The 26,937-nt window shown below is 29.9% G+C and carries 26 protein-coding genes and 2 riboswitches; of the genes, 2 read left to right on the forward strand and 24 right to left on the reverse strand.

Features of this window, described 5'->3' with window-relative positions; all coding sequences use genetic code 11:
- Position 1 precedes the first annotated feature (1 nt).
- From BN899_RS17335 to purR, 11 genes are all read right to left on the reverse strand, one after another.
- Positions 2-1,210: a type II secretion system F family protein gene (locus BN899_RS17335; protein WP_042278068.1), complete on the reverse strand. Its 1,209-nt coding sequence runs from the start codon at positions 1,208-1,210 to the stop codon at positions 2-4.
- A gap of 11 nt (positions 1,211-1,221) precedes the next feature.
- Positions 1,222-2,349, reverse strand: coding sequence for a GspE/PulE family protein (locus BN899_RS17340; RefSeq protein ID WP_242824231.1), 1,128 nt, complete (start codon positions 2,347-2,349; stop codon positions 1,222-1,224).
- A 53-nt stretch (positions 2,350-2,402) separates the two neighbouring features.
- The gene (locus BN899_RS19995; protein ID WP_242824232.1) at positions 2,403-2,897 is read right to left on the reverse strand and encodes a GspE/PulE/PilB domain-containing protein; all 495 of its coding nucleotides are present in this window, start codon (positions 2,895-2,897) and stop codon (positions 2,403-2,405) included.
- Positions 2,898-3,002: 105 nt separating this feature from the next.
- Positions 3,003-3,620, reverse strand: coding sequence for a type IV pilin protein (locus BN899_RS20000; protein ID WP_081712310.1), 618 nt, complete (start codon positions 3,618-3,620; stop codon positions 3,003-3,005).
- Positions 3,621-3,694: 74 nt separating this feature from the next.
- Positions 3,695-4,201 (reverse strand): type IV pilin protein, encoded by a 507-nt coding sequence (locus BN899_RS17350; protein WP_042278070.1) that lies wholly within the window; start codon positions 4,199-4,201, stop codon positions 3,695-3,697.
- A 169-nt stretch (positions 4,202-4,370) separates the two neighbouring features.
- Positions 4,371-4,943: a type II secretion system protein gene (locus tag BN899_RS18755; RefSeq protein ID WP_081712311.1), complete on the reverse strand. Its 573-nt coding sequence runs from the start codon at positions 4,941-4,943 to the stop codon at positions 4,371-4,373.
- Between the two features lie 86 nt (positions 4,944-5,029).
- A riboswitch (cyclic di-GMP riboswitch) is annotated at positions 5,030-5,110 on the reverse strand.
- Positions 5,111-5,166: 56 nt separating this feature from the next.
- Positions 5,167-5,745: a type IV pilin protein gene (locus tag BN899_RS20225; protein ID WP_081712312.1), complete on the reverse strand. Its 579-nt coding sequence runs from the start codon at positions 5,743-5,745 to the stop codon at positions 5,167-5,169.
- A 95-nt stretch (positions 5,746-5,840) separates the two neighbouring features.
- A riboswitch (cyclic di-GMP riboswitch) is annotated at positions 5,841-5,921 on the reverse strand.
- Between the two features lie 132 nt (positions 5,922-6,053).
- Positions 6,054-7,004, reverse strand: coding sequence for a ribose-phosphate diphosphokinase (locus tag BN899_RS17365; RefSeq protein WP_042278072.1), 951 nt, complete (start codon positions 7,002-7,004; stop codon positions 6,054-6,056).
- Positions 7,005-7,087: 83 nt separating this feature from the next.
- Entirely contained in the window at positions 7,088-8,461 is a 1,374-nt protein-coding gene (gene glmU, locus BN899_RS17370) for a bifunctional UDP-N-acetylglucosamine diphosphorylase/glucosamine-1-phosphate N-acetyltransferase GlmU (RefSeq protein WP_042278074.1), read from the reverse strand.
- 218 nt (positions 8,462-8,679) lie between these two features.
- Positions 8,680-8,958 (reverse strand): septation regulator SpoVG, encoded by a 279-nt coding sequence (gene spoVG / locus BN899_RS17375; protein ID WP_042278076.1) that lies wholly within the window; start codon positions 8,956-8,958, stop codon positions 8,680-8,682.
- A 128-nt stretch (positions 8,959-9,086) separates the two neighbouring features.
- Positions 9,087-9,971, reverse strand: a complete 885-nt coding sequence (gene purR / locus BN899_RS17380; RefSeq protein ID WP_042278078.1) for a pur operon repressor — start codon at positions 9,969-9,971, stop codon at positions 9,087-9,089.
- Positions 9,972-10,198: 227 nt separating this feature from the next.
- On the opposite strand from purR, the gene murC reads away from it, so the two are divergent.
- On the forward strand, positions 10,199-11,551 hold the full coding sequence (murC, locus tag BN899_RS17385) for a UDP-N-acetylmuramate--L-alanine ligase (protein WP_042278081.1): 1,353 nt from the start codon (positions 10,199-10,201) through the stop codon (positions 11,549-11,551).
- 50 nt (positions 11,552-11,601) lie between these two features.
- Here murC and BN899_RS17390 read toward each other — a convergent pair whose 3' ends face one another.
- From BN899_RS17390 to BN899_RS17420, 8 genes are all read right to left on the reverse strand, one after another.
- On the reverse strand, positions 11,602-12,294 hold the full coding sequence (locus tag BN899_RS17390; RefSeq protein ID WP_242824233.1) for a hypothetical protein: 693 nt from the start codon (positions 12,292-12,294) through the stop codon (positions 11,602-11,604).
- Positions 12,295-12,463: 169 nt separating this feature from the next.
- Positions 12,464-13,372 carry a cation diffusion facilitator family transporter gene (locus tag BN899_RS17395; RefSeq protein ID WP_042278085.1) on the reverse strand — a complete coding sequence of 303 codons (909 nt, stop codon included), beginning with the start codon at positions 13,370-13,372 and terminating at the stop codon, positions 12,464-12,466.
- A gap of 186 nt (positions 13,373-13,558) precedes the next feature.
- Complete coding sequence (locus tag BN899_RS17400) at positions 13,559-14,674, reverse strand: M20/M25/M40 family metallo-hydrolase (protein ID WP_042278087.1); 1,116 nt, start codon at positions 14,672-14,674, stop codon at positions 13,559-13,561.
- An 83-nt stretch (positions 14,675-14,757) separates the two neighbouring features.
- Complete coding sequence (locus tag BN899_RS20005; RefSeq protein ID WP_081712313.1) at positions 14,758-15,159, reverse strand: hypothetical protein; 402 nt, start codon at positions 15,157-15,159, stop codon at positions 14,758-14,760.
- A complete protein-coding gene (locus BN899_RS19155; protein ID WP_147568603.1) occupies positions 15,159-15,992 on the reverse strand; it encodes a hypothetical protein in 834 nt (277 codons plus the stop codon). Before BN899_RS19155 ends, BN899_RS20005 begins: the two co-directional genes overlap by 1 nt.
- A gap of 66 nt (positions 15,993-16,058) precedes the next feature.
- Entirely contained in the window at positions 16,059-16,928 is an 870-nt protein-coding gene (gene rsmA, locus BN899_RS17410; RefSeq protein WP_042278089.1) for a 16S rRNA (adenine(1518)-N(6)/adenine(1519)-N(6))-dimethyltransferase RsmA, read from the reverse strand.
- A 35-nt stretch (positions 16,929-16,963) separates the two neighbouring features.
- On the reverse strand, positions 16,964-17,494 hold the full coding sequence (gene rnmV, locus BN899_RS17415) for a ribonuclease M5 (RefSeq protein ID WP_042278091.1): 531 nt from the start codon (positions 17,492-17,494) through the stop codon (positions 16,964-16,966).
- A gap of 266 nt (positions 17,495-17,760) precedes the next feature.
- Positions 17,761-19,461, reverse strand: a complete 1,701-nt coding sequence (locus tag BN899_RS17420; protein WP_042278094.1) for an FAD-dependent oxidoreductase — start codon at positions 19,459-19,461, stop codon at positions 17,761-17,763.
- A 189-nt stretch (positions 19,462-19,650) separates the two neighbouring features.
- Here BN899_RS17420 and BN899_RS17425 point away from each other — a divergent pair, with 189 nt between their 5' ends.
- On the forward strand, positions 19,651-20,544 hold the full coding sequence (locus BN899_RS17425; protein ID WP_042278097.1) for a LysR family transcriptional regulator: 894 nt from the start codon (positions 19,651-19,653) through the stop codon (positions 20,542-20,544).
- A gap of 61 nt (positions 20,545-20,605) precedes the next feature.
- Here the strand turns inward: BN899_RS17425 and BN899_RS18775 are convergent, their stop codons facing one another.
- The 5 genes from BN899_RS18775 to BN899_RS17445 all read right to left on the reverse strand — a co-directional run bounded on the left by BN899_RS18775 (position 20,606) and on the right by BN899_RS17445 (position 26,815).
- On the reverse strand, positions 20,606-21,598 hold the full coding sequence (locus BN899_RS18775; protein ID WP_052356901.1) for a sigma-54 interaction domain-containing protein: 993 nt from the start codon (positions 21,596-21,598) through the stop codon (positions 20,606-20,608).
- 8 nt (positions 21,599-21,606) lie between these two features.
- The gene (locus tag BN899_RS18780; RefSeq protein WP_147568604.1) at positions 21,607-22,683 is read right to left on the reverse strand and encodes a transcriptional regulator; all 1,077 of its coding nucleotides are present in this window, start codon (positions 22,681-22,683) and stop codon (positions 21,607-21,609) included.
- 124 nt (positions 22,684-22,807) lie between these two features.
- Entirely contained in the window at positions 22,808-24,001 is a 1,194-nt protein-coding gene (locus tag BN899_RS17435) for a M24 family metallopeptidase (protein ID WP_042278099.1), read from the reverse strand.
- Between the two features lie 51 nt (positions 24,002-24,052).
- Positions 24,053-25,612, reverse strand: a complete 1,560-nt coding sequence (locus BN899_RS17440) for an AbgT family transporter (RefSeq protein WP_242824234.1) — start codon at positions 25,610-25,612, stop codon at positions 24,053-24,055.
- Between the two features lie 30 nt (positions 25,613-25,642).
- Positions 25,643-26,815, reverse strand: coding sequence for a MalY/PatB family protein (locus BN899_RS17445; RefSeq protein ID WP_042278102.1), 1,173 nt, complete (start codon positions 26,813-26,815; stop codon positions 25,643-25,645).
- Positions 26,816-26,937 lie beyond the last annotated feature (122 nt).

Consider the following 26,937-nt stretch of genomic DNA (forward strand, 5'->3'; position numbering starts at 1 on the left):
CCTAAATCGCGTCATAAATACTTAACATTGGTAAAAATACACCTATTACTAAAAATGCTACCATTACCCCAACCATTACTATCATTATTGGTTCAATCATTGACACCATTCTATTTAAATATATTTCTGACTCATGTTCATAAAACTCTGACATTTGGTCACTTATATTCTCTAATTGACCAGTTTGCTCTCCTATAGAAAGCATTTGTATAAGAACAGGATCAAAGTAACCCGATTTTTCAAGATTATCTGCCAAAGTTTCCCCTCTTATAACCCCTTCTTTTGCCTCTTGTACTGCTTTTTCTGCTATTGAGTTATTTAAACCCTCTCTTATATAATCTAACCCTTGAAGTAATGGGAATCCCGTTGAAACAAACAAATAAAGTGCCTTAGAAAATCTCATTGATACAATGGCATTTATACCTTTATTAAGTAAAGGTATTTTTGTAACTAAAACATCTTTATTGTGCCTACCTATAGGTGTTTTTATATACTTCTTGAGTAATAAAGATCCAATTATTATTGCTATTAAAACTAGATACCAGTATTTTTTCATAAACATACCTATATTCATTATAAATCTGCTTAAAGGTGGCATAGTTGCTCCAACTTCTACGATAGATTCCATCATCTTTGGCATTACAAAGCTAGTAAATATAAATAACATAATAAAGCTTACTAGTCCAACTATAGTTGGATATGTGGATGCATTCCTTATTTTTTGAGTTATCCTATGTTCTCTCTCATAAAATGTAGACATGCTTTTTAATACATCTTCAAGAGTTCCTGTAGCCTCTCCAGTTGCCACCATTGCTGATAATAGCTTAGGAAACTTTGATTTATCATCTAACATAGAATCTGCTAAAGTTGAACCTGATTTTATATCATTTACTAAACGATTTATTTCTTCTGATAATAGCTTATTACCTGACCTTTTTGCTAAACTCTCTAGACCGCTTATACTATTTATACCTGATGAAATTATTATTCCATATTGTCTACAGAAGTGGCTTATTGTATCTGATTTAAGCTTTTTCTTAGAGTTTTTATTATTACTAAATAAAGAGTACTCTCTATGTTCTTTAATTTCTAAAGCTCTAATTTTTTTCTCTTTTAGCTTTCTTCTAGCATCATTAAAATCATTGGCAGTTATTATCCCCTTGGTTTTCTTGCCATTTAACATTAACGCTGTATATTTGTAATTCTTCATCTAACCACCTCTTATTGAGCTGTGAATGTTACCTTTAACATTTCTTCTATTGTAGTAGTTCCGTCTAAAACTTTTCTTACTGCATCATCTTTTAAAACTTGCATTCCATGTTGTTTTGCCATCTCTAATATTTCATCTTCTTTTGCACCTGAATTTATTAAATTTCTTATCTCTTTATTCATCATAAGAAATTCATAAACACCAATTCTACCTTTATATCCTTGATTACCACATCTAGGGCAACCTACTGTTTTGTATAAAGTCACTTCTTCATTTGCTAAACATCCTAAGGCCTGTTTTTCTCCCAATTCAGCGTTATATGGTTCTTTACAATCATCACATAACTTTCTTACTAAACGTTGAGATACAACACCTATTACAGATGATGTTATCAAATAACTGGCAACATTCATATCTATAAGTCTTGATATTGCACCTATTGATGTATTTGCATGAAGCGTACTTAAAACTAAGTGACCTGTTAGAGATGCCCTTATTGCAATTTCTGCTGTATTTAAATCCCTTATTTCCCCAACCATTATAATATCCGGATCTTGACGCATAAAAGCCCTTAATGCATTTGCAAAATCAAGACCTGCTTTTACATTTATTTGTGATTGATTTATACCTTCAAGCTCATATTCTATTGGATCTTCTATAGTTAATATATTTTGCTCTACGCTATTTAATTGATTAAGCATTGAATACAGTGTAGTTGTTTTACCGCTTCCTGTTGGTCCTACTACTAATATAAGACCATACGGCTTTGATAATAACTCATCATATGCTTTAATATTATCATCATTTAAACCAAGTCCATGTTTTCCAACCATAAAGCTAGCTTTATCAAGTACTCTCATAACTACTTTTTCATCTTTACTAGTTGGCATTGTCGATACTCTAAAATCTATACTCTTGTTATCTATATTTTGAATAATTCTGCCATCCTGAGGAAGTCTTTTTTCCGATATATTAAGCCCTGCCATGATTTTTATACGACTCACTACTGCTTTATATGGCTTGGCACTTGTTTTCATATGCTCTCTAAGTAGACCATCTATCCTAAATCTAATCCTCATAAAATCGCCGTCTTGTTCAATATGTATGTCACTAGCTTTTATTCTAACAGCGCTTTCCATTACACTATGTACTAGTCTTACTATTGGTGCTGCATTTACATCGTCATCTAAATTTATTTCATCATGAGCACTTTCTTTTTTGTTTGAACATACTCATTTATTGCTTTACTTAAATCTGCATTTGAGTAAGATGAATCTATCGCTTGATTAATTTCTCCTATACTTGATATGTATGGTATTATATTTTTTCCGGATATACGGCGTATATCTTGCATAGCTACTCTATCTTGTGGGTCTGCCATTGCTACTGATAAATTATTGTTTTCTATTTTAAATGGGAATATTGTATATCTTTTACATATATTTTCTGGTATTAGACTTGTTGCTCTTGGGTCTATTATTGATGGTGTTAGTAATACACTTTCTATATTTAAAAGATCTGTAAGTACTGATGTTAGTGTCTCTGCACTTATTAGACCTTGCTCTATTAAAATTTCTCCGATTCTTTTACCTGTACCTCTCTGAAGAGATAAGGCTCTTTCTAGTTGCTCGTTGGATATATATCCGCTCTCAACTAATTTATCCCCTATCCTTACTTTTTGTGACATTTTACTCACCTCTTCTCATGTTAATTATATCATTTTTTATTATTTCATATTTAAATTACATTAAAAAAAGAAGTTTACATGTAGTAAATCTTCTCTTTAATATTTTTATTTATTTACTAGAGGAATTATTATTACTTGCTTACCATTATCTCCACCAGTCCCTGTTGTAACAAATACTTTAGTTCCATCGCTATCTGCTGTAGCTGATTCTTCTAATCCTAAGTCTTTAGCTAATTTATCGATTCCATTAGCACTTATGTTTGTATTTGAATCCTTAGTTACCATTTTTAAGTACAATCTAGATGGAGATTTTACAATTGTTTGACCTGTAGCATCTCCAGTCGCATTTGTTAGTTCATAATATCCTTCATATGGGAATGATAAACCTTCTAATTCAGAAAGTAGTGCCTTTGTTCCGGCATTTTTTTTATCATTTAACGCTGGAGCGTACGTTGGTTTTAATTGGACTGATTTTTCATCATTTGGTATATTTGTTGCATCTCCAGCTGTTGGATCATCCATTGGATACTCTGAGTTATCCGCATAATACGATAACACTGCACTTCTTATTGCACTCATATCAGACTCTAAATCTGCTACTTTACCTTTTTCTATATTCTTAAATAGCGCTGGTACTGCTACTACTGCTAGTATTCCAATTATCGCTATTACTACTAATAATTCTACTAGTGTAAATCCCTTATTATTTTTCTTTTTAAACATTCTAAATCCCCCTTATCTATATAGTATCTTTTTATAATTTAACTTACTTTATATATAAATATATTATAATGCTATTACTTATTTACTATTAAATCTATAACTAAATATGTCGCTTCACTTTCTCCTGATGGTGTTAATAATTTATCTCCTAAATCTTTTCTCAACTTCTTTACACCTTCAGCACTTATTTTCTTCATATCTGAAGAGCTATTTTTTCCTATTGTAAGTTGTAATTTCTCTCCTACCTTTTTACTTGGAGTATCAGCATCCATTATATCTACTTTACTTAATGAATAAGTTCCTTCAAATGGTTTACTTAATCCTTCTAATTCTTTATCTATCAGTTCAGTTCCTCCACTCCCAGTAACTGGTCCTTCTGGATATGATGATGTATCTGAATATACTGATAATGATGCACTTCTTATTGAACTTATATCTGCCTCTAAGTCTGCCACTTTACCTTTTTCTATATTTTTAAATAATGCTGGTACTGCTACTACTGCTAATATTCCTATTATCGCTATTACTACTAATAACTCTACTAACGTAAACCCCTTATTATCCTTCTTCTTACTAAACATTTACCTCTCTCCTTTTTATATTAATTTAAATTTCCTGTAGCCTTTAATATACAGCCTTTTCATTAAAATGATGATGTTTCTAATATTCCTATTATTGCTACTACTAACATTCATCTTTTGCTACTTCTCTTCCTCATACTTAACTTATTATTAATCTATAATTTATATATTATTGAGATATTAAGCCAATATAAATCTCATTACCCTTTTCACTAAATTCTTTACCTGATATATAAACTCTTTCATATCCAATATCTCTAGCTAATTTTTCTAATTGTTTTAATGTTATTTTAGGCTGATCAATAGGAATATTATTATCCCATTTTTCAGCCCTAAGTAAAAGCGCCATTTTATAGTCATCCTTTACATATTTATATTCGCTTAAATTTCCATTTTTATCAATTTTATAACCACCAAAGGGAAGATTTTCTCCTCTATTTTCATTCTTACCTTCAACTTCTATATAATATCTTCCACCTATTGGACTTATTTCATCTATACCTTCCATATAATTTTCTATCTTATCTAAATCCCCAAACCCTCTATTCAACTCTCCATTTTCCGCATAATCTAATAAAACTGCACTTTTGATTGCGCTTATATCTCCTTCTAAATCTGCTATTTTTGATTTAGCTATATTCTTAAATAACGCAGGAACTGCTACTACTGCTATTATCCCTATTATTGCTATTGCTACTAATAATTCTACCAATGTAAACCCTTTGCTGTTTCTATTCCTCAACAAAACCACCTCATATTTATATTAATATATTTGTTTATGAATTAATTTTAAGCATAAGAAATGACTATACTTCAATACTGACAATTGAATATAGTCGTCGGTTGCGCTACTGATTCCATACATTCAAAGCGCCAATATAAAGGATATATTTCCTTATCTCTATATACCGTAATTATAACTTTATACAATTTATCTTATCGATATTATCCATCTTTTCATTTTATTAATTTTTTATATCATCTATTAATTTAAATCCAACAATAGGATTTTCTGTTATATCTGAAAGTTTACTTATAACAATAAATTTAATCCCATCAAATTGGAATATTATATTTTCTCCAAAATCTTTATATAATTTTTCTATAAAGCTTTTTTTAGTATTAATTAATTTATCATTGTCATAACACTCTATACTTGAACCATGAATTTCTTTATCATTTCCACACCAACAATTTTCATTTTTTAGACCTACTACTAGGTATAAAGATCCACTTCCACCTCCAGCTACATCTGAAGTTATCAATGAGTATTTACCATTACCTATAGGTGATTTTTTAGGGATATATTCTAGATAGTCACTTAATACATCTAATGATCCCTGAGGTGGCAAACTTGTATACTCAGCATAATATTGTAAAGCTGCTTGTTTTATTGAAGTATAATCTGACTCTAATTCGATAAGTTTAGCTTTATTTATATTCTTAACAAGCGCTGGTAACGCTACCACTGCTAATATACCTATTATTGCTATTACTATTAGAAGCTCTACTAAGGTAAATCCTTTGATATTTTTATACCTCATTGCATCCCTCCCATACTCTGCCTTATGTCCTAATTTTTTACTTTCTTAATAAATTAGGACATAAAAAATGACTATACTTCAATGATAGTGAATTGAATATAGTCGTCGGTTGCGCTACTAACTCCATACATCCAAAGCGCCCATATACTGGATGTACTTCTTTGTTACTCTATATAAAAATTATACTTTAGTATATTATACTTTAGTGTAATATAACCAGTCAACATAAGTTGGTAAATTTTTCAAATTAAAATTTCCTGTAAATAATAAATGCACCTACATTATAAAAATGAGGTGCATTTTGTTAGTTAGAATAATACACTAACAGATTCGTTAGCAAATATTTTCTTTATAGCATTTCCAAATAATGGAGCTACTGTTTTAACTTTTATCTTATCTATTTTCTTTTCTTCTGAAAGTTGTATAGTATCAAGTACGATTAATTCATTTATTGCTGAATTATCTATTCTTTCTATAGCTGGACCTGATAATACACCATGAGTACAACAAGCGTAAACTTCTTTAGCACCGAATTCTTTAAGAGCATTTGCAGCATTTACTATTGTTCCTGCTGTATCTATCATATCATCTAATAATATAACATTTTTGCCTTTAACTTCTCCGATTATATTCATTACTTCACATACGTTAGCTTTAGGTCTTCTCTTGTCTATTATAGCTATTGGAACTTCTCCATTTAAGCTATTAGCAAACTTTCTTGATCTAGCAACACTTCCTAAGTCTGGAGAAACTACTACTAAATCTTCTATGTTCTTCTCATTGAAGTAATCAGCTAATATGTTTCCACCTTGTAAATGATCTAATGGTATATCAAAGTATCCTTGAATTTGTGCAGCATGTAAATCCATAGTTAATACTCTGTCTGCCCCAGCAGCTGTTATAAGGTTAGCAACTAACTTAGCTGTGATTGGATCTCTTGATTTCGCTTTTCTGTCTTGTCTAGCATATCCGTAGTATGGTATAACCGCTGTTATTCTACCAGCTGATGCTCTTCTTAATGCATCTATCATTATTAATAGTTCCATTAAGTTATCATTTACTGGACTGTTAGTAGATTGAACTACGAAAACATCGCACCCTCTTACTGTTTCGTTCATGTTTAAACATATTTCACCATCACTAAATGTACCGACTTCACAATCTGATACTGGTACACCTATAAAATCAGCAATTTTTGCTGCTAATTCCTTAGATGAATTTCCTGCAAGTATTTTGATTTCGCTTCCGCTAGTATTCATTGGTATCCTCCCGAAAATTTAAAAACTATGATATATTTATTAATAAATTTTAGGCTAATCTTTAGTCTAAAATAATTAGCTAATTATTTGTTATCTTTTGAGTCTTTCTTTTCTACCCAACCTGTCTTTACTACCTGTTTTTGTCTTGCTATTGCTAATGCTCCTTGTGGAACATCATCAGTTATAGTAGATCCTGTAGCAATATACCCTTTTTCTTCTACAGTTACAGGCGCAACTAGGTTAGAATTTGATCCTACAAATGCTCCATCTTTTACTACTGATTTGAATTTATTTTTACCATCGTAGTTTACAAACACTACTCCACAACCTATGTTTACATTTTTACCAACATGGGCATCCCCTATATAAGAAAGATGTGACGCTTTGGAGTTATCTTCTATAGTAGCATTTTTAACCTCTACAAAATCTCCTATTTTAACATTATTGCCTATATTACTTTTTGGTCTTAGATATGCATATGGACCTACTGTAGTATTTTCTCCAACTGTACTATCTATTATTGTTGAACTTTCTACTTCTGTATAGTCTCCTATTGTAGAATTTGTTATACTAGAATTCATTCCTATTATACAACTTGAACCTATTTTTGTATTTCCTTTTAGCATAGCTCCAGGATATACTATTGTATCATTTCCTATTTCAACATCTGATTCTATATAAGTTGAATTAACATCTATTATAGTAACTCCATTTACCATATGAGATTCATTTATTCTTCTTCTCATTATTTCTTCAGCTTTTGATAGTTCTACCCTTGAGTTAACCCCCATAAGTTCTTCTATTGTTGAACCATTATAAGCTCCTACTTTTTGACCTTTATCTCTCATTATCTTTATAGTATCTGTTAAATAGTATTCTCCTTGAGCATTATTATTATCTAATAAATCTAATGACTCTCTTAAGCTCTTTCCGTCAAAACAATAAATTCCCGAATTTATTTCTTTTGCTTTCTTCTCTTCTTCATTAGCATCTTTTTGCTCTACTATTTTTAATAAATCTTCATTCTCGTCTCTTATTATTCTTCCGTATCCTGTTGGGTTTTCAACTTTCGTTGTAAGAACTGTTGCATGATATTGATTTTCTATATGATAATCAAATAGTCTTTTTAAAGTTTCTTCTTTCACTAGAGGTGTATCTCCACAAAGAACTACTATTGTGTCATTATCATTTATATATTCTTTCGCCATTAAAACAGCATGACCAGTACCTAATTGTTCTGTTTGCATTGCTATCATACTATCTTGCGGTATTTGAGTTTTTACAGTTTCTGATCCGTGTCCTAATATTACAACCACATCTTCGACACCAGATTTTTTAGAAACATCTATTACGTGGTTTACCATTTCTTTACCACATACTTTATGTACAACTTTTGGATGTTTAGACTTCATTCTCGTACCTTTGCCTGCAGCAAGGATTATAGCTTTAAAGTTCATATCTCCACTCCATTCATTTTTGTTTTATTCTATATATATTTATATATTTCTATATTATGTAAATTTACTTGTTTGTATACAATGTCTTTAGTATCACTAACTAATATAGCATCTTTTTACAAAAAAGTATAGATTTAAACAAAAATTTTAAACACAAAAAAGAGCCGAATAGTTCGACTCCCAATAATTTATTTTATATTTATAATATTATTTTTTAATTATTCAGCTGCAACTTCTAATTGAGCAACTGCTTCGTGGTATGCCTTTAAAACAGAATCTTCTAATACTTCTCTCATCTCAGCATTTATTGGATGTGCAATATCTCTAAAGTTACCTTCTCCAACTTTTCTACTTGGCATAGCTATAAATAATCCATTATGCCCTTCTATTACTTTTATGTCATGTACAACAAATAAATTGTCAAAAGTTAATGAAACTATACATTTCATTTTCCCCTCATCAGTTATTTTTCTTACTCTTACGTCAGTTATCTTCATATCCCTATATCCCCCTTTTAATTTTGACAAATTAATATATTTATAATATTAGACTCTTTTTTATAATAATTCTAGGAATCTTTACAATACCCTTCTTATTTTTATAAAATTTATTATTTTTTGTAGGATTATTCTTCGCTGTCTTCTTCTAACGTATCTATGTCTTCGATTATGCCTTCGATATCTTCATTTTGGTATTCATATTTGAACGTTTTTAAGTTCGGTTTTACTATGATATTTTCCCCGTCTACATCTAATTGAATTAATGATATGTAGTCTTTTACCATTTTTTCTTCTGGAGTTATTGTTGATATAAATACTCCTGTTCCAATAACCTCTGCACCAAATTCATTCATAAGATCTACCATTCCCTTGATAGTTCCTCCACCTCTCATAAAGTCATCTATAAGTATAACTTTACTGTTTGGCTTTAGTGCCTTTCTTGGTAAACTCATGCTTTCTACCTTTTTAGTGTTGTGACCACTTACATATGTCATACTAAGTGTCGGACCTTCTGATACTTTTATGTCTTTTCTTATTATAACAAGCGGTAAATTCATAGCCTTTGCTGTCATTAAAGCCATAGGTATTCCTTTAGTCTCCATTGTAACAACATAGTCAGCATCTGAATAATCTATATTTGAAGAAAATATTTTTCCTATTTTAGAAGCGATAGTTGGATCATATATTAAATCTATTAAATATAAGAATCCTCCTGAAAGTATTCTTGATGAATCACTTATTTTTTCACATAATTCCATTAAGAATTCTTCATTTTCTGCTTTTGATGTTTTAGGTATATATTTAACTCCTCCAGCTGCTCCTGATATAGTTATAACTTTACCTAATTCTAACTTTTCAAATACATTTTTAACGACTATTAAATCTTCACTTATAGTAGATTTCGCTGCGTTAAATTGATTTGTAAAGTGACTTAATGTAAATATATTGTTTGGATTATCTGATAGTATCTTTACTATTGCTCCGATTCTCTCAGTTCTTTTAAATTTCATTAAATTTCCCTCCTACAATTGTAGTTGTATCCTTTGTAAACTAAGTAATGCACAACGATATTTATTATGATATAATATTTGTTATGTTTTGATTAGTTTATAAATATATTATATATGTATGTAATTTAGTATATGTATATTTATGATAAAATATTGAACATTTTATTATTATACCACACATATAGTTCATATTGTAGAACTTAATTAAAAAGAAAGGTGGTTTTGTTATGAAGATACATTTCATTGGAATTGGCGGTATCAGTATGAGTGCTCTAGCTGAAATATGCCTTAATAAAAACTATAAAGTGTCTGGTTCGGATGCTAACGAATCGTACCTTTTAGATAAACTTAGATCTCAAGGTGCAGAAATTTTCATTGGTCACAAAAAAGAACATATATCTGACGATGTAGATATGGTTGTTTACACAGCCGCTGTTCATCCAGATAATGAAGAACTTATAGCTGCTAAAGAAAAAAATAAACTTACTATGAATAGAGCTGCTTTCTTAGGGCAAATAATGAGAGAATACAAAAACTCTATCGCGGTTTCTGGAACTCATGGTAAAACTTCAACAACTTCTATGCTATCTACAATATTTGAGTATGCAAATTTAGATCCAACTATACTAGTTGGTGGTAACTTAAGTGTTATAGGTGGTAATGTTAAAATAGGTAGCTCTGATCACTTTATTACAGAAGCTTGTGAATACGTAGATAGTTTCCTTAACTTTAATCCTAAAATATCTATCGTTTTAAATATTGAAGAAGATCATCTTGATTACTTCTCTGGTATAGATGAGATAAAAGCTTCTTTTAATAAGTTTGGTAAATTACTTCCTAACGATGGATACTTTATAATAAACGGTGATGATGAAAATACATCGGATATATTACATGATGTAAAAGCTACTGTTATAAAATACGGAAGAGAAGCATCTAATGATGCAATAATAAAAAACATAGAATTTAATGAACAAGGGTTTGGAATATTCGAATTAGAATACAAAGGTGAAAACCTAGGTAAGTTTGAATTAGCTGTTCCTGGACTTCACAATATATATAACGCATCTGCTGCTATACTTACAGCTTTTGTGTCTTCTATAGACCTAGATACTATAAGAAAGAATATTCAATCTTATAATGGTGTTGGTAGAAGATTTGAAGTTAGAGGTAATTACAATGGTGCATTGATTGTTGATGATTATGCTCATCACCCAACTGAACTAAAAGCCACATTATCTGCAGCTAAAAAAATGAAGAAAAATACTTTATGGTGCATATTCCAACCTCATACTTATACTAGAACGAAGTCTCTTTTAAATGAGTTTGCTGAGGCATTTTATTCTGCTGATAAGGTTATAATAACTGATATATATGCAGCTAGAGAAGATGATCCAGGTGACATACATTCAAAAGATTTAGTTGAGAAATTATACCAAAACCATGTAGATGTAACTTATATAAGTAGCTTTGAAGATATAGAAAAATATCTTCGTGAAAATATTAAAGACAATGACTTAGTTATAACTGCTGGTGCAGGTACAATATACAAAGTTGCGGAAGCATTAGTACAAGAATAGTAAAAAAGTATGGTAAGTTATTTACCATACTTTTTTTATTAAATGTATTTCTACTTTTCTATTTTGAATATATCTTCTTTTATATAATCAAATAACGTAGGTGTAACTTCATAGTAAGATACTGCTTTTCCTGAAGTTATTTTTACATAGTCTTTGCTCATAGTTTCTACTTTAGCATCGTAATGCTCACCCTTTATTTTTATCGTAAAGTTATAGTCACTTCTTTCTTTGCTTTTTTCTGGTTGCACTTTACCTACTATTCTTTTTGCACCCATTTTATAAGCAAGGTCATCAAATTTCCACTTATGAATTTTTTTTGTTTCTTCTTTATAAGTTATCTCTACACTTTCCCAACCTTTATACTGCTTAATAAAATCAAATGAAGTATATATACTTTCATCTATTAACTTATTAAACTCTTTTTTAGTTGCTACTGGAATCTTATAATACTCTTCCTTATTAACTGTATAAACTCTAAAGTAATTAAGGTCTGTAGAAAATCTTACGCCATCATCTGAATACCCATTATATACTGGGTTAAATGAATCTGGTTTTCTTACTTTAGTAAACTCACTAAATAGTACTTTTATTTCATCCCAGTAAGTCTCTTCTATTTTTACATTTTCAACCTTAGAATCCGACACATATATCTTCTTTTTTGAACTTATTTGGTTTACTAGCGATCTTGTATCTTCCTCTTGTTCCTCTATGTTTTTAGTTTGTGTATTAGACGTATCATCCATTGATCTTCCTATTTTAAATGCTATAAAATATACGACAAAAAATAATATAATAGCACCTATAATCCAGAATTCTTTTTTTATCTTTCTTTTTTAGCCATACAAATTCCCCCTAAGGTTATATCATTATAAAACTATTATATTACTTTTATCAACATTTTTTAAGATATAATTATTTTATATTTATATTTCCTAGGCAATTTTTGCAGTCTTCGACACATGGTTCTACATGGACTGTTATTCCTTTTACAAATTCCATTTCGTTTATTATCTGTTTTTCTAGCTTATGAGCTATATCGTGGCCTTCAATTACTGTTAACTTACCATCTACACATATTGTTAAATCTATATATGCCATAGCTCCATGTTTTCTAGTTTTAAGTTCACCTAAATTTCTAACACCTTTTGTATTTTCTGCTATTTTTATTATCTGATTTGATTGATCTTCATCTATCGATAAATCCATAAGTTCATTTACAGAATTTCTTAGTATATCGATACCTACTTTTAAGACAAATAATGCTACTACTATTGATGCTATCGGATCTAATACTTTAAATCCTAGCATAGAACCTCCTATACCAACAAAAGCCGCTACTGATGATAGAGCATCTGATCTATGATGCCAAGCATCTGCTTTTAATGCAGGTGAGTTTATTTTGTTTGCTATCTTTATAGTTATTCTGTATTGATATTCTTTTATAAGTATCGATATAACGGATACTATAAGCGGTAATACTGTTGGTATTTGAAGCTTATCTAAATTAAATAACGATTTAATCGCTTCTACCCCTATTGTTAAAGATACAAACATTAATAATAATGATAGTATAAATGATACCAATGTTTCAGCTTTTTCATGCCCGTAATTATGTTCTTTATCTTGTGGTGTTGATGACACATAATTCCCTATTAATACACCTACTGAGCTTACTATATCTGATGCTGAGTGAGCACCATCTGCTATCATTGCATTAGATTTTCCTATAATCCCTGCTATTATTTTTATTGCCGTTAAAATTACATTCCATATTATTGCCTGTATAGTTACCTTATTGGCTTCTTCATATCTAGTTTCCATAATGTACCTCCCTATTTCTTTACACAAATTAATTATATCCATTGTTCCTTACTTTGACGCAAAAACTTATTTTTCTATGAAAATGGATACATTTTACTTTTAATATTAATTATCATTGTTCCTAAAATGAAAAATCACCTAGCTTTAGCTAGGTGATTTGATAAGTATATTATACACTATCTCTTATTATGCTTCTTTTATTAACTCAGTTACCATTACAGCAGAGTTTATTAAATCTTCTATCGCTATATATTCTTCTAAAGTATGAGCATTTTTCATACCTATTCCTAAGTTAATAGCTTTTATTCCGTTTTTGTTTAATATATTAGTGTCACTTCCTCCACCTGTAGAAGCAGTTTTTCCTTCTATGTTCATGTTAGAGAAAGCTTTTTTTGCAAGTTCTACTATTTCATCGTTTTCATCTATATTAAATGGTGCATATGCTCTAGTTGTTTCTATATCTATTTGAGCTCCAAATTCATCAGCAGCTTTTTTGAATGTTTCTACCATATGATTTGTTTGTGCATCTAATTTCTCTTCACTTAAACTTCTAGCTTCTGCAACTATTTCTAGTTCTGGCATAACTATGTTTGTAGCTATACCACCTTTAACTATACCTATGTTTGCAGTAGTTTCTTCATCTATTCTTAATAACTTCATATTTTCTATAGCTCTTGAAGCTACCATTATAGAACTTATTCCATTTTCTGGTTGAAGACCTGCATGAGCTGGTTTTCCTGTTATTTTAACTTTTATAGCATCTTGTGCAGGTGCTGTTATTATTATTTCTCCTGGAGATCCACCACTATCTAAAACAAATGCTAAGTCTGCATTAACTTTAGAGTAGTCTAAATATTTAGCTCCATTTAATCCGCCTTCTTCCCATATAGAGAATACTACTTGTATATCTGAATGGTCTATATTGTTTTCTTTTATAACTCTTAATCCCTCTAATATAGCTGCTATACCAGCTTTATCATCAGAACCTAATACTGTCGTTCCATCACTTTTAATTATTCCAGCTGCCTCGTCTATTATAGGCTTTATTCCTTCTCCTGGACTAACTGTGTCCATATGAGAGCTGAATAATAAAGTTCTTCCTTCTTTGTTCCCCTTTAATGTAGCTATTACATTTCCTGTTTCGCCACCTGCTTTTACTCCAGCGTCATCTATTATAACATCGCAGCCTATTTCTTCTAGCTTTTTAACTAATACTTTTGCTACTGCGCCTTCTTTTGAAGATGGGCTATCTATTTGTACTAACTCTAGAAATTCATCTATAACTCTTTGTTTATTTATCATGATATTTCCTCCCAAAATTTAGTATATATCTATATATTTTAGAGTAATATTAAGATATTATCAATAGTTATAAAATTTAATTTTTACTTTACAATTCTTCTTGTTCTAGAATCAATAAAACATAACCAATATCCTAGATTATCATCTCTTGTATCACAAGGTTGGTAAGTATTAAATCCTGTACGTCCTTTGTCTGGTTGCTCATGTTTATTTCCTGGAACTGCATATACATAATTTTTTCTTTTATTATATTCATCATATTGAACACCAAATAAATAATGTCTATATTTGTAAGAATTCATTACTGTATCGCTATACATTGTATAGTTTAGAGTATTTACGTATCCTAAATTCGGCATTGTGTATCCGCATAATGTAACTGGATTTACTTCTATTTTCCACCATCTAGTATCTTCTATATAATCAGATACAAAAGGCTTAACTTCCCTAAATAGTTTTAAACCCTTCTTAATTTGTCTTGGCATTAATAATGCCCCAGCTGATTTAGGTTCATATTTATAAGGCTCTTGTTGATGTGCTTCATATGAGTTTTCATAATTTTTTTAATATTAGGTTTTTCATTTTTCTTTTTAATGTTTATTTTACTCTTTTTCTGCTCATAAGGAATATTTCCACTAATTTCTGCACTATTTTCTACAATGTACTCTACCTCGTCATCTACTTCATCTTCTAATTCATCCTCTACCTCATATTCCTCTTCCTCATACTCTTCAAAATCATCCTCTTCTTCTGAGTAACTTTCTAAGTCACTTTGATTTCTACTAAGCCCCTCAATTTCTTCATCTTCGTCTATTTCTATATACTCTATTTCTTCGTATTCATCAAAATCTTCGTCTTCATCTACTTCTATATATTCAATTTCTTCATACTCTTCAAAATCTTCCTCTTCTTCTTCTTCTTCTTCGTAACTGTCGTCCCCTGTAAATAATATCTCTTCATAATTTTCAATTTTATTTCCTTTAAATCCTATAAGAGGAACAGTTTTTTCATACAGCATTGCTATTCCTTTTATTTCTGCGTCACTATTTTCTAGGTTTAATATGAACTCACCTTTTCCCTGTTCACTTACTACTATGTTTCCTAAGTCTACAGTGTCATAATCGCTTTGTATAGCCACTACTCTATATCCCTCTTTAACGTACTTAAGGTTCTCGACATATAGTGCTACTACAGACTTTTCATCATTTATTTCTACTTTTGCAAAAGCTTTTGGTAAAATACGCTCTTTATATCTAAAGTTCATATCTTTAGCTTCAAGAATTATATAATCTCTTTTAAATTTTCTTTTAGAAGCCACTCTAATCCCCCCCTTAACATAATTTCTCTAAATAGTATATGATTAATGGGTATAAAAAAGTACCTTCTATTTTGAAGGTACCTTTTCGTTTACTTTATTTGAAAGAGTAGCAAATTCTTCTATACTTAGAGTTTCTCCTCTTCTTTTTTCATCTATGTTAGCTGCTGCTAAAACTCCTTTTATTTCTTCTTTACTTAAAAAACCTAATGTACTTAATGCATTAAGTAAAGTTTTTCTTCTTTGGCTAAATCCAGCTTTAACTGTTTTAAAAAATATTTCTTCACTATCAACAGGGTATTTTATCTCTGGTCTTACATGAAGTCCTATAACTGTTGAATCTACATTTGGTTGTGGTATAAACATGTGTCTTGGAGCTTTTGCAACTATTTCTGTGTCACAGTAATATTGTACTGCTATCGATAAAGTTCCATAATCCTTCGTTCCTGGACCTGCATTCATTCTATCTGCAACTTCTTTTTGTACCATAACTACTATGTCTGTTACTGGTATATCTTCTTCTAAGAATTTCATAACTATTGGAGTCGTTATATAGTATGGAAGATTAGCTACTAATTTAACTGGTCCTCCACTTAACTTTTCTTTTACTAATTCTTGAACATTAACCTTTAATATATCTTGGTTTATTACTTCTACATTTTCAAGATCATCTAAAGTTTCCTTTAATATTGGTATTAAAGTTTTATCTATTTCTATAGCTACTACTTTATCGGCTACTTTACCCATTTCACGAGTAAGTGTACCAATTCCAGGTCCTACCTCTATTATATTATCACCCTCTGAAAGTCTTGCTCCATCTAGTATGCTATCTATTACATTATCATCTATTAAAAAGTTTTGCCCTAATGATTTAGAGAACTTAAATCCGTGCTTTTGAACTACATCTTTGGTTGCTCTATGTGATGAAAGTCTATCCATTTTTTTCTCCTTTGTTTTGCTTATTTTTATTTATACTATAAAGTTTCTAGAGATTTTTCAAACTCTTCTCTACTTACTCCATAGTTATTTAATCTATTTAAAAATTGCTTAGCATTTCCGTATCCTATACCAAGTATTTTTCCAAGTTCATCACGTCTATGTGATGCATCTTCATTTCCGATAAGACCATTTCTTATTAAATCTACTTGTCCAAATTCATCTCTTTTATCCGTACTCTCTGTTCTTACCTTTTCAAGTGCAGCTATTATACTTTTAGGAGTGGCATTTTCAATACCTATATCTCCATCCTTTTTAGCTTCTTCTCTTGGTAAAAATGCGTGCTTGCATCCTGGTACTTCTGCAGCTATCTTTTTTCTTATTTTTTCTCCTGCAAAATCAGGGTCTGTAAATATTATTACTCCACATCTTTCTTGTGCTGCTTTTATACGTTCCATAACACCTTTAGGGAATCCAAATCCACCAGTAGTTATAAGTTCTGCCTTAACTGCTCTTTTTACTGCTGTAACGTCGTCTCTTCCTTCTACTACTATAATTTCTTTTATCATTATAAAATCACCTTTTTACTTATTTTAAAAACTCATATCCTTATATTTTAAGGTTTTTATAAAATTTTAGCAATAATTATATTATTGCCATTAATACTTACATTTTTAACATATTTTTTAAAATAATAAAATAAGGCCAGATATAACTTTATCTTTATCAACCTTTAGTTTATAGATTAATATTAGCTTAAGTTATATTTGACCTTATTCTTATGTTATATATTTAAATCATTTAGACTGTATATTTTTATCATAATCATAAAACATTACTTGAAATTATATTTAGTAACTATAGGCTCTCTTCCTGTTGATTTATCATTGAAATATTCATTTAAACATATACCTAAAAATCCACCAGCAACATTATAAACATCTTTAAATCCTAACTGTTGTAATGCTAATGATGCATTATAGCTTCTTTGAGCACTCTTACAATGTATATATAAAGCTCTATCTCTAGGTATTTCATCTATCCTATCTCTTAACTGGCTAAGAGGTATATTTATAGCACCTTTTATATTTCCTTGCTCATACTCATTTTCTTCTCTAACATCTATTATGCATTCACCTTGTTCTACTAAGTCTCTAACTTGAGTAACATATACTTGCTTAAACTTACTATCTAATAAATTAGAACCAACATATGCAGCAAGGTTAACTACATCCTTAGCTGTACCAAAAGGAGGAGCATAACATAATTCTAAATCTGTTAAATCATCTAAAGTTCCACCAAATTTTATTACTGTAGCAATTACATCTATTCTCTTATCTGCAGTTCCTTTACCTATAGCCTGAGCACCTAATATTCTTCCTGTTGGAACTTCATATATTAATTTAAAGTGCATAGGAGAAGCATCTGGCATTAATCCTACTCTATCAGAAGGTATAACTCTTACAACTTCGTATTTTATATTTAAATCTAAAGCTTTTATTAACCCTTCATTCAAACCTGTAGAAGCCGCATTGTAATCAAATACTTTTATAACTGATGATCCTATAAACCCAGTATTTTTTACAGACATTCCATTTATATGATTTGCTACTGCTCTTGCTTGCTTTTGAGCAGGTCCTGCTAGAGCTAACCTCGTTACCGAATTAGTTAATGCATGATGAACCTCTATAGCATCTCCTACAGCATATATGTTACTATCATTTGTCATATAATTTTGATCTACCTTAATAGCTCCAGTATCTCCAAGTTCTATACCAGCTTCTACCGCTAATTTAGTTTCAGGTGCGACACCTATAGCCATAACTACAACATCTGATTCTATTTTTTTATCTGACTCAAGTATTATAGTATCTTTCTCAAAAGAGTTAACTCTATCTCCTAATATCAAATTGACACCATTATCATCTAATACCTTGTGTAAAATTTGAACCATATCATAATCAAATGGTTTCATTATTTGGCTACCTGCTTCTATTAGTGTTACATTGTATCCTGCTTCTTTTAAGTTTTCAGCAACCTCTACTCCTATAAATCCTCCACCTATTACAGATACGTTTTTACTTTTTATATCTTTTACAAAATAATTTAACTTTGCTATATCTACTACATTTCTCACAGTAAATAAATTAACTTTATCAATCCCTTTTATAGGAGGAACTATAGCTTTAGCTCCTGGAGATAATATTAGCTTGTCATACGTTTCAGTGTATTCTTTTCCTGTTATTACATCTACTACCTTAACTGATTTATTTTCTCTATCTATAGAAACAACCTCATTATGAACCCTTGCATCTATTCTATATTGTTTAAAGAATTTTTCTGGATGCATAAGGACTAAATCTTCATGACTTTCTACTGTCCCACTTAAATGATATGGAAGACAACAGTTAGAAAATGAAACGTGAGGTCCTTTTTCAAACATAATTATTTTATCATTTTCGCCTAATCTTCTTAATCTGGCTGCAGCTGAGGCTCCACCTGCAACTCCCCCTACTATTAATATCTTTTTGCTCATTGTAATCTCTCCCTTAATATTAATATTTTCATATTTTTATTTTACTATATATATAATTTGCTATGTGATAAGGATTGGTTATAGCTAGATAGAGATTACTTATGCCTTAAAATCTTACTTATATTAATTTGACTAGTATATTAAAGTAAAATATAATATTTTTATCATAATATTGTAGGATGTGATTATATGAATCTTGACCACTTACGTTCATTTTATATGACTGCTAAGTACAAAAGTATATCCAAATCAGCTAAAGAACTACATTTAACTCAACCTGGTTTAAGTATGCAAATACAAAATCTAGAAAATGAAATAGGTGTAAACTTATTAGAAAGAAGTTATCGAGGAGTAGAACTTACTGAGGAAGGGAAAATAGTTTTTGATTATGCTGATGAAATGTTATCTTTAGAAGATAATTTACAGATTCATCTTAGAAATTTACAAGATAAGAGACAGCCTCTCTTAATAGGTTCTTGTAAAAGTATTGGAGAATATGCACTACCTTGCAGTATATATACATTTAAACAGATTTATGAAGATATAGAAATATCCCTTGAATTAAATAATTCTGATACAGTAATAAATGATCTGAAAGAAAAACGTATAAATATCGGAATAATACAAGAGTCTAATATTGATGATGAGATTATTTACACACCTATTTTATCAGATAAGTTAGTTTTAGTAGGGGGATATGATCAAGCAGTAGATAAAATTACATTAGATGAGCTTTTAAATTTACAATTTATTTTAAGAGAAGACGGTTCTGCTACTAGAAATGTTTTGAAAAATTATTTTAAAAATAATAATTTAAATTTTAACGATTTAAATGTTATTTATTCTCTTAACTCTCAGGAAGCTATTAAAAATTCTATTTCTTCACAAAAATGCTTCTCGTTTTTACCCGAGGTTTCTATAAGGCAAGAGCTTAGATCTTCTAATTTAAAAAAGATTGATGTTAGCGGATTTAATATAGAATTTAATTACTATATTGCTTATCGAAAAAACTATACATTGACTAAATATGAAAAAATATTTATAGATTTTTTATCATCTCCAAAGAGATGTTTTTGCTATTAAATTAATATAAATTTTATAAGGGTATATTTGTAAATTTTTATTTTCAAATATACCCTTACTTTTATAAATTTTCTACTAATTTTATACCTTCCATAAGCATCTTAGTTCCACCCCTACCTTTAGAAATTGATATTAAATTAATACTTTCTAGTTTTATAAGTATAGTTCTAACTTCTTGTTCTGAAAGGTTCATTCCCTCATTCTTTGATTTATCAGATATAGCCTTACGCCCTATTGATAAATTATTTCTGTGAGCCTCACTTATTGATTTTAAAACAAATAGGTACTCTTCTATTCTATTTCCAGATATCCTTTTTAATTGCTCTAATTCAGATACATTTTTTAATTTTTCTATATTATTTTCTAATTTTCTTTGTTCTTTAAATGAAACTGGTAAGTCTTCCTTTTTTATTAATTCGTCTCCTATATAACAAATGTACTCTACATAATTTCTAAGTTCTCTTATATTTCCTTCCCAATTATGTTTTTTAAACATTTCTATAACTTCTTTTGAAAGTTTAAAATTTCCACCAAATTCATCCATAGCCTTATCAATTAATAAGAATATATCTTCTCCTCTATCTCTAAGAGGTGGCAATTCTATAGGCAATGTGCATAGTCTATAATATAGATCTTTTCTAAATTTTCCTTTATCAACTAAGTCTGAAATTTTTTCATTCGTTGCCGCAATTATTCTTACATCTACATTTATTAGTTTATCTCCACCTAACCTCATTACTTCTTTTTCTTGAAGAACTCTAAGTAACTTTATCTGAAGCATAGGGCTCATTGCTTCTATCTCATCTAAAAATAAAGTCCCTTTATGTGCAAATTCAAATAAACCTAATTTTCCACCCTTTTTAGCTCCTGTAAAAGCTCCATCATTGTATCCAAATAGTTCACTCTCAAGTAAATTATCAGGTATAGCACCACAGTTTATAGCTACAAATGGATACTCACTTCTTTTAGACTCATTGTGTATTGCATTGGCAAAAAGTTCTTTACCTGTTCCACTTTCTCCAGTTATTATTATTGATGCGTTTGATGTTGCCATTTTTTTAGCTAATTTTTTATTTTTTCAATGATTGCAGATTTACCTAAAATATCATCAAAAGTGTATTTTGCATAGTGACCTTTATTAGATAATTGAGCCCTCATTTTAAGTTGTCTATTTTCCTCTTCCATAAATTTCTGTAATATAACAAAAGCACCCATATATTTACTCATCCGTACAACAGGTCTTACAGATATAACTATGTCGAAGTTATTTATTTTTATTAATTTATTATTTATTTCTTTCATATTTATTTTACATTCTTCAAATGGTATTTCTTTTAAACATTCTTTAGCATTTTTTCCTATTATATTCTTACATTCAAAATCAATTATTGATTTTGCTTTTTTATTATAAGTATAAATAATATTATTTTCATCAACCCCAATTACGCCTAACTCTAAAATTTCCAAAAGAATAGAGAAATTACTTTCAAGATATATAGATTTATTAAATAAATGATCTATACTATAATTTGTCCTAGGTAAGCTTTGGAAATATTCTCTAAAGTTTTCTTTCTCTAAATAGCTTTCTAAGTTTAACTTAATTGCAATCTCAACTATTGTATTTATAGATAAAACTCTATCCCCTATGTCAATTATTTCTTTATCAAAACTATTTGTATGTCTAGTTTCTCCAGGCGTTATAACTATATCATAGTTAGGTAAATAATCATCACTTGAATCATATGGAATAAACTTAATTTTATTTATCCCTAAATCTGTTAAATGAGCAATAGTTTCTATAGACATTCGTGGTGTTATATTCACCACTAATGCTTTTGTCCCATCTGGAACAGATTTTAACTTTTCTAAACTTTCCTTCGCTATTGTTCTTTCTATTATAACTGTGTCATTTTGCTTAGATAGTTTAGATTTAGCTATAACATCTCCTCCAAAAGAACAAGTCGTGACTACATATAAATCATGATTTCCCTTATCAAATCTTTGCTTTTCTCCTACCCACATAGTATCTAAATCTAATATATCTCCAAATAAATCAGATAAAATTTTTGCATAAAATAAAGCTGCTTCTTTAGCATAAGTTACTATACATACTTTCTTCTTCATAAATACCCTTTCCATAATTAAAATATAATTTTATTATACCGTAGCTATTCATTGATCTTCAATGCTATACTTCTTCCAAAACAACAACAAAAGGGCTAATATATAGAATTATATATCAGCCCTTTTATATATCTTATTACTACTTACAATTATCTTTATTTAGCCAATGAGGTGTAAGTGGAGTTAATACCTCGCACCCATTCTTAGTAACTAAAATCATATCTTCTATATTAAATCCACCAAATCCTGTCATATAAAATGGTGTTTCTATACAAATAATCATACCTTCCTCTAAAGGTCTTTTTTCGTTTAATGAAACAAATGGGGCATCTGCAGTTTGAGGACCCATACTTATACTATGTCCTAAATGCCCTCTTTCATAAAACTTATAATCTGCCTTAACATGATTGAATCCTATTTTAAATAATTCATCAAAAGTTAATCCTGGTTTTATTGCTTCTATCATTAGCTTTTGTGCTTCGCAAAGTTTTTCCTTTAATTCATATGCTATAGGATGTGCATCCCCTACAATCCAAGTTCTAGAAAAATCTGTTGTGTAAAAATTAGTATCTCCATTTACACCACCATCAAATTTCACTATGTCTCCATTTTGTATCTTTCTATCAGTTGACCTACAAAGCCTTCCTGAATTTTCACCTGCACAGAAAGAAGACCATCCACTTGGTAAACATGTACTATATTCCATTACCTTTTTGCAATAAATATCAAATAGCTCTCTTTCTGTTCTTCCTATCTCTACAAATTGGCTTGTATAATTTAGTGCTTCATCCGCAACTCTTGCAAGTTTTTTAAAGTACTCTATTTCATCATCTTCTTTCACTGCTCTAGACTCTAAAAATAAATTTGATATATTAACAAATTTAGCTTCTGGTAGCCTTTCTTCTAGTGATTTGTAATAGTTAACAGGTAAATAATCTAGTTCTAATCCTACTGTCTTATTTTGTAGTCCAAGTTCTTCTATTGTCTCGACAACAACATCTAAAGATGTAACAAATTTAGAATCTGATAACACTTCCTCATTAGCAATTACTTGTTCAAATGTTTTTGCCCCAACCCATGTACTATATTTTTTTACAATACAATCCATGTAATCTGAAAAAGCTTCTGACTCAAAATCCATTCCAATTGCCACAGGTTTAGTATCTTCTTTATTGTCTAAAATCGCCACTGCAAAATGTGGTTGTCTAGATACTGTATGTTGATGCGAAGAATAAGCCGTTATATAAGTAAAATTCTCTGGAGAATTTACTATAGCACCATCTATATTGTATTTTTTAAGTAAGTTTTTTATTTTATTAGTCTTTGGTTTCATGATAATCTCTTCCCTCTTCTATATGATTTAACCTATTTTAAGAATTAAATACTACATAGGATAAAATAATGGTGCTCCTGGACCTAATGGTAAATTTAAGAAGTACCATACTATAAATAATGCTATCCATCCTATTAAAAATGCTATTGAGTAAGGAACCATAGTAGTTATTAATGTACCTACTCCAGCTTTTTTGTCGTATTTTTGACAGAATGCAACTATTAATGCAAAGAACGGCATTAATGGTGCTATAACGTTTGTACATGAATCCCCTATTCTATAAACAACTTGTGTTAATTCCGGAGATAATCCTATTCTCATAAACATCGGTACGAATATTGGAGCCATTAAAACCCATTTAGCAGAATCAACTGCTATAAATATATTTATTATTGCAGTTAATACTATGAAACATATTATTAAAGGTAAACCTACAAATCCTGTCTTTTCTAAGACTTGGGCTCCATTAACAGATATTATTGTTCCAAGGTTTGAATAGTCAAAGTATTTTATAAATTGTCCTGCAAAGAATATAAGAACTAAGAACCCTGTTATTCCTCCTATACCTTTAACCATTAACTCTATTATATCTTTATCGTTTTTAACTACTTTTGCCCCTATCCCGTAGAATATTCCTGGTACTAAGAATACTCCACCCATTATAGGAATTATACTACTCATAAATGGAGAACTTAAAACTCCACCAGTTTCTGGATCTCTTAATACCCCATTTTCAGGAACTACTAAAAGTAATATAAGCACAACATATAACAATAATGATAATAACGCAAATTTCATTCCTCTTTTTTCTAAATCAGTTATATCATTAACTACTGATTCCTCTTCTTTAGCCTTGTATTCACCTAACCTTGGTTCAACTATTTTTTCTGTTACATAAGTAGCAACTGCTGTTATTAAAAATGTTGATACCACCATAAAGAACCAGTTTGAAGTCGGTTGAACTAAATAATTAGGATCTAACATATGAGCTGCTTCTGTAGATATACCAGCAAACATCGGATCATTGCTACCTATTAATAAGTTTGCACTCCATCCTCCAGAAACCCCAGCAAATGCTGCTGCTAAACCTGCTATTGGATGTCTTCCAAAACTCATAAATATTATTGCCCCTAACGGAACTAATACAACATAACCTGTAGATGATGCTATATTTGATACAATCCCTAGTAATACAACCATTGCTGTTACATATTTTCTTGGAGTAACTTTTGCTATTTTTCTTAAACCTGCTGATAAGAATCCTGTTCCTTCTGCAACGCCAACACATAAAATTACTACAAATACAGGACCTAATGGGAAGAATCCTGTAAAGTTGCTAATTACATTAGTAAACATAAATCTTATACCATCTGGTGATAATAAACTTTGAGCTGTTACAGTATTTTTAACAATCTCTCCTGTTGCAGTATCTACCATATCATAAGAAACACTTACACCCATACTACCCATAATTGCTGATACTACTATTATTAAAGCACTTAATATTATAAATATTGTAGCAGGATGAGGAAGAGAGTTCCCTACTCTCTCCACTGTATCTAACGATCGTAGTACAAAACTTTTCTTTTGTTTTTTCATTCTAGCTTGCATTTTAATCCCCCTAGTTAATTTTGTTTTTATTTAAAGACTAATAACTGCTTCTTTTAGTTGATTCATTGCCTTTTCTAATAATAATCTTGAACAAGCAACATTAAGTCTCATGTATCCTTCTCCACCTTCTCCAAAGCTTCTTCCATCATTTAACCCTAATTTAGCTTTATTTATAAAGAAATCAACTAAATCATCTCCATCTAAACCTAGATCCTTACAATTAAGCCACATTAAATATGTACAGTCAGGTCTGTTTGGTTTTATTTGAGGTATATTTTCTTTACAGAAATTGATTATATAATCTATATTTCCTTCTAAGTATTTTAGTAATTGTTTTAACCACTCTTCTCCATGTTCATAGGCAGCCATGTTAGAGACTAAGCTAAAACAATTATTTCTCTTAGAATCTAATCTTCCTTGAACATCTTCATACTTTTCTTTTAATTCAATATTTGGAAATACAGTTGTTGATACTTGTAATCCTGCTAAGTTAAATGTTTTCGTTGCTGATATACAAGTTACTGTATTTTTTGAAAATTCTTCTGATATAGAAGCCATCGGTATATGTTTATTTTCCCAAAGCATTAAATCTGAATGTATTTCATCAGATATAACCATAACTCCATTATCTAGACAAATTTGCCCTACTTTAGTTAACTCTTCTTTTGTCCAAACTCTACCTACAGGATTATGTGGATTACAAATTATTAAATACTTTGCCCCTTGTTTAGCTTTTTCTTCTAGATCATCAAAATCTATGTAATAATCTCCATCTATAAGTTTAAGAGGATTGTATAATAGTTCGCCTCCCCAGTCTTCAACTGCTGTAAAAAATTCTGAGTAAACAGGTGGTTGTACAATAACATTTTCCCCTTCTCCTAAAAACTCTCTCATAAAATGGCACATCATAGGCATTACACCTGTTGAATGAGACATATATTTTATATCTATATCCCAATTATTTTTTTTCTTTTGCCAATCTTTTACTAATTCAAAATATCTTTCTGGTCTTGCTGTGTATCCAAACATACCTTGATTAGCTCTATCTATCATCGCATCTATTATCGGTTGAGCAGTTTTTAAATCCATATCTGCTATCCAAAGCGGTATTATATCTTCCCTTCCAAATTTATTTGCTGCTTCATCATGTTTTGCCGAATAGTTGTTACTACGATCCATTATTGGATTAAAATCGTAAATCATAACTATACCCCCTTAAAATTTTTTATACTATTACTTTAAGCAATATTTATGCCAAATTTACCATTATGAAAACTTTTTCCTCAGCATTGTATTATAAGGTGTATATTTAAACAATACAACAA

This window comes from Faecalimicrobium dakarense (assembly GCF_000499525.1).
GTDB lineage: Bacteria > Bacillota > Clostridia > Peptostreptococcales > Peptostreptococcaceae > Faecalimicrobium > Faecalimicrobium dakarense.

Excerpts from the sequence above, each read along its gene's own strand:
- BN899_RS17335 (WP_042278068.1), bottom strand. The coding sequence starts at position 1,210 with ATGAAGAATTACAAATATACAGCGTTAATGTTAAATGGCAAGAAAACC.
- BN899_RS17340 (WP_242824231.1), bottom strand. The coding sequence starts at position 2,349 with ATGGAAAGCGCTGTTAGAATAAAAGCTAGTGACATACATATTGAACAA.
- BN899_RS19995 (WP_242824232.1), bottom strand. The coding sequence starts at position 2,897 with ATGTCACAAAAAGTAAGGATAGGGGATAAATTAGTTGAGAGCGGATAT.
- BN899_RS20000 (WP_081712310.1), bottom strand. The coding sequence starts at position 3,620 with ATGTTTAAAAAGAAAAATAATAAGGGATTTACACTAGTAGAATTATTA.
- BN899_RS17350 (WP_042278070.1), bottom strand. The coding sequence starts at position 4,201 with ATGTTTAGTAAGAAGAAGGATAATAAGGGGTTTACGTTAGTAGAGTTA.
- BN899_RS20225 (WP_081712312.1), bottom strand. The coding sequence starts at position 5,745 with ATGAGGTATAAAAATATCAAAGGATTTACCTTAGTAGAGCTTCTAATA.
- BN899_RS17365 (WP_042278072.1), bottom strand. The coding sequence starts at position 7,004 with ATGAATACTAGCGGAAGCGAAATCAAAATACTTGCAGGAAATTCATCT.
- glmU (WP_042278074.1), bottom strand. The coding sequence starts at position 8,461 with ATGAACTTTAAAGCTATAATCCTTGCTGCAGGCAAAGGTACGAGAATG.
- spoVG (WP_042278076.1), bottom strand. The coding sequence starts at position 8,958 with ATGAAGATAACTGACGTAAGAGTAAGAAAAATAACTGATGAGGGGAAA.
- purR (WP_042278078.1), bottom strand. The coding sequence starts at position 9,971 with ATGAAATTTAAAAGAACTGAGAGAATCGGAGCAATAGTAAAGATACTA.
- murC (WP_042278081.1), top strand. The coding sequence starts at position 10,199 with ATGAAGATACATTTCATTGGAATTGGCGGTATCAGTATGAGTGCTCTA.
- BN899_RS17390 (WP_242824233.1), bottom strand. The coding sequence starts at position 12,294 with ATGGATGATACGTCTAATACACAAACTAAAAACATAGAGGAACAAGAG.
- BN899_RS17395 (WP_042278085.1), bottom strand. The coding sequence starts at position 13,372 with ATGGAAACTAGATATGAAGAAGCCAATAAGGTAACTATACAGGCAATA.
- BN899_RS17400 (WP_042278087.1), bottom strand. The coding sequence starts at position 14,674 with ATGATAAATAAACAAAGAGTTATAGATGAATTTCTAGAGTTAGTACAA.
- BN899_RS20005 (WP_081712313.1), bottom strand. The coding sequence starts at position 15,159 with ATGCCAAGACAAATTAAGAAGGGTTTAAAACTATTTAGGGAAGTTAAG.
- rsmA (WP_042278089.1), bottom strand. The coding sequence starts at position 16,928 with ATGGATAGACTTTCATCACATAGAGCAACCAAAGATGTAGTTCAAAAG.
- rnmV (WP_042278091.1), bottom strand. The coding sequence starts at position 17,494 with ATGATAAAAGAAATTATAGTAGTAGAAGGAAGAGACGACGTTACAGCA.
- BN899_RS17420 (WP_042278094.1), bottom strand. The coding sequence starts at position 19,461 with ATGAGCAAAAAGATATTAATAGTAGGGGGAGTTGCAGGTGGAGCCTCA.
- BN899_RS17425 (WP_042278097.1), top strand. The coding sequence starts at position 19,651 with ATGAATCTTGACCACTTACGTTCATTTTATATGACTGCTAAGTACAAA.
- BN899_RS18775 (WP_052356901.1), bottom strand. The coding sequence starts at position 21,598 with ATGGCAACATCAAACGCATCAATAATAATAACTGGAGAAAGTGGAACA.
- BN899_RS18780 (WP_147568604.1), bottom strand. The coding sequence starts at position 22,683 with ATGGAAAGGGTATTTATGAAGAAGAAAGTATGTATAGTAACTTATGCT.
- BN899_RS17435 (WP_042278099.1), bottom strand. The coding sequence starts at position 24,001 with ATGAAACCAAAGACTAATAAAATAAAAAACTTACTTAAAAAATACAAT.
- BN899_RS17440 (WP_242824234.1), bottom strand. The coding sequence starts at position 25,612 with ATGCAAGCTAGAATGAAAAAACAAAAGAAAAGTTTTGTACTACGATCG.
- BN899_RS17445 (WP_042278102.1), bottom strand. The coding sequence starts at position 26,815 with ATGATTTACGATTTTAATCCAATAATGGATCGTAGTAACAACTATTCG.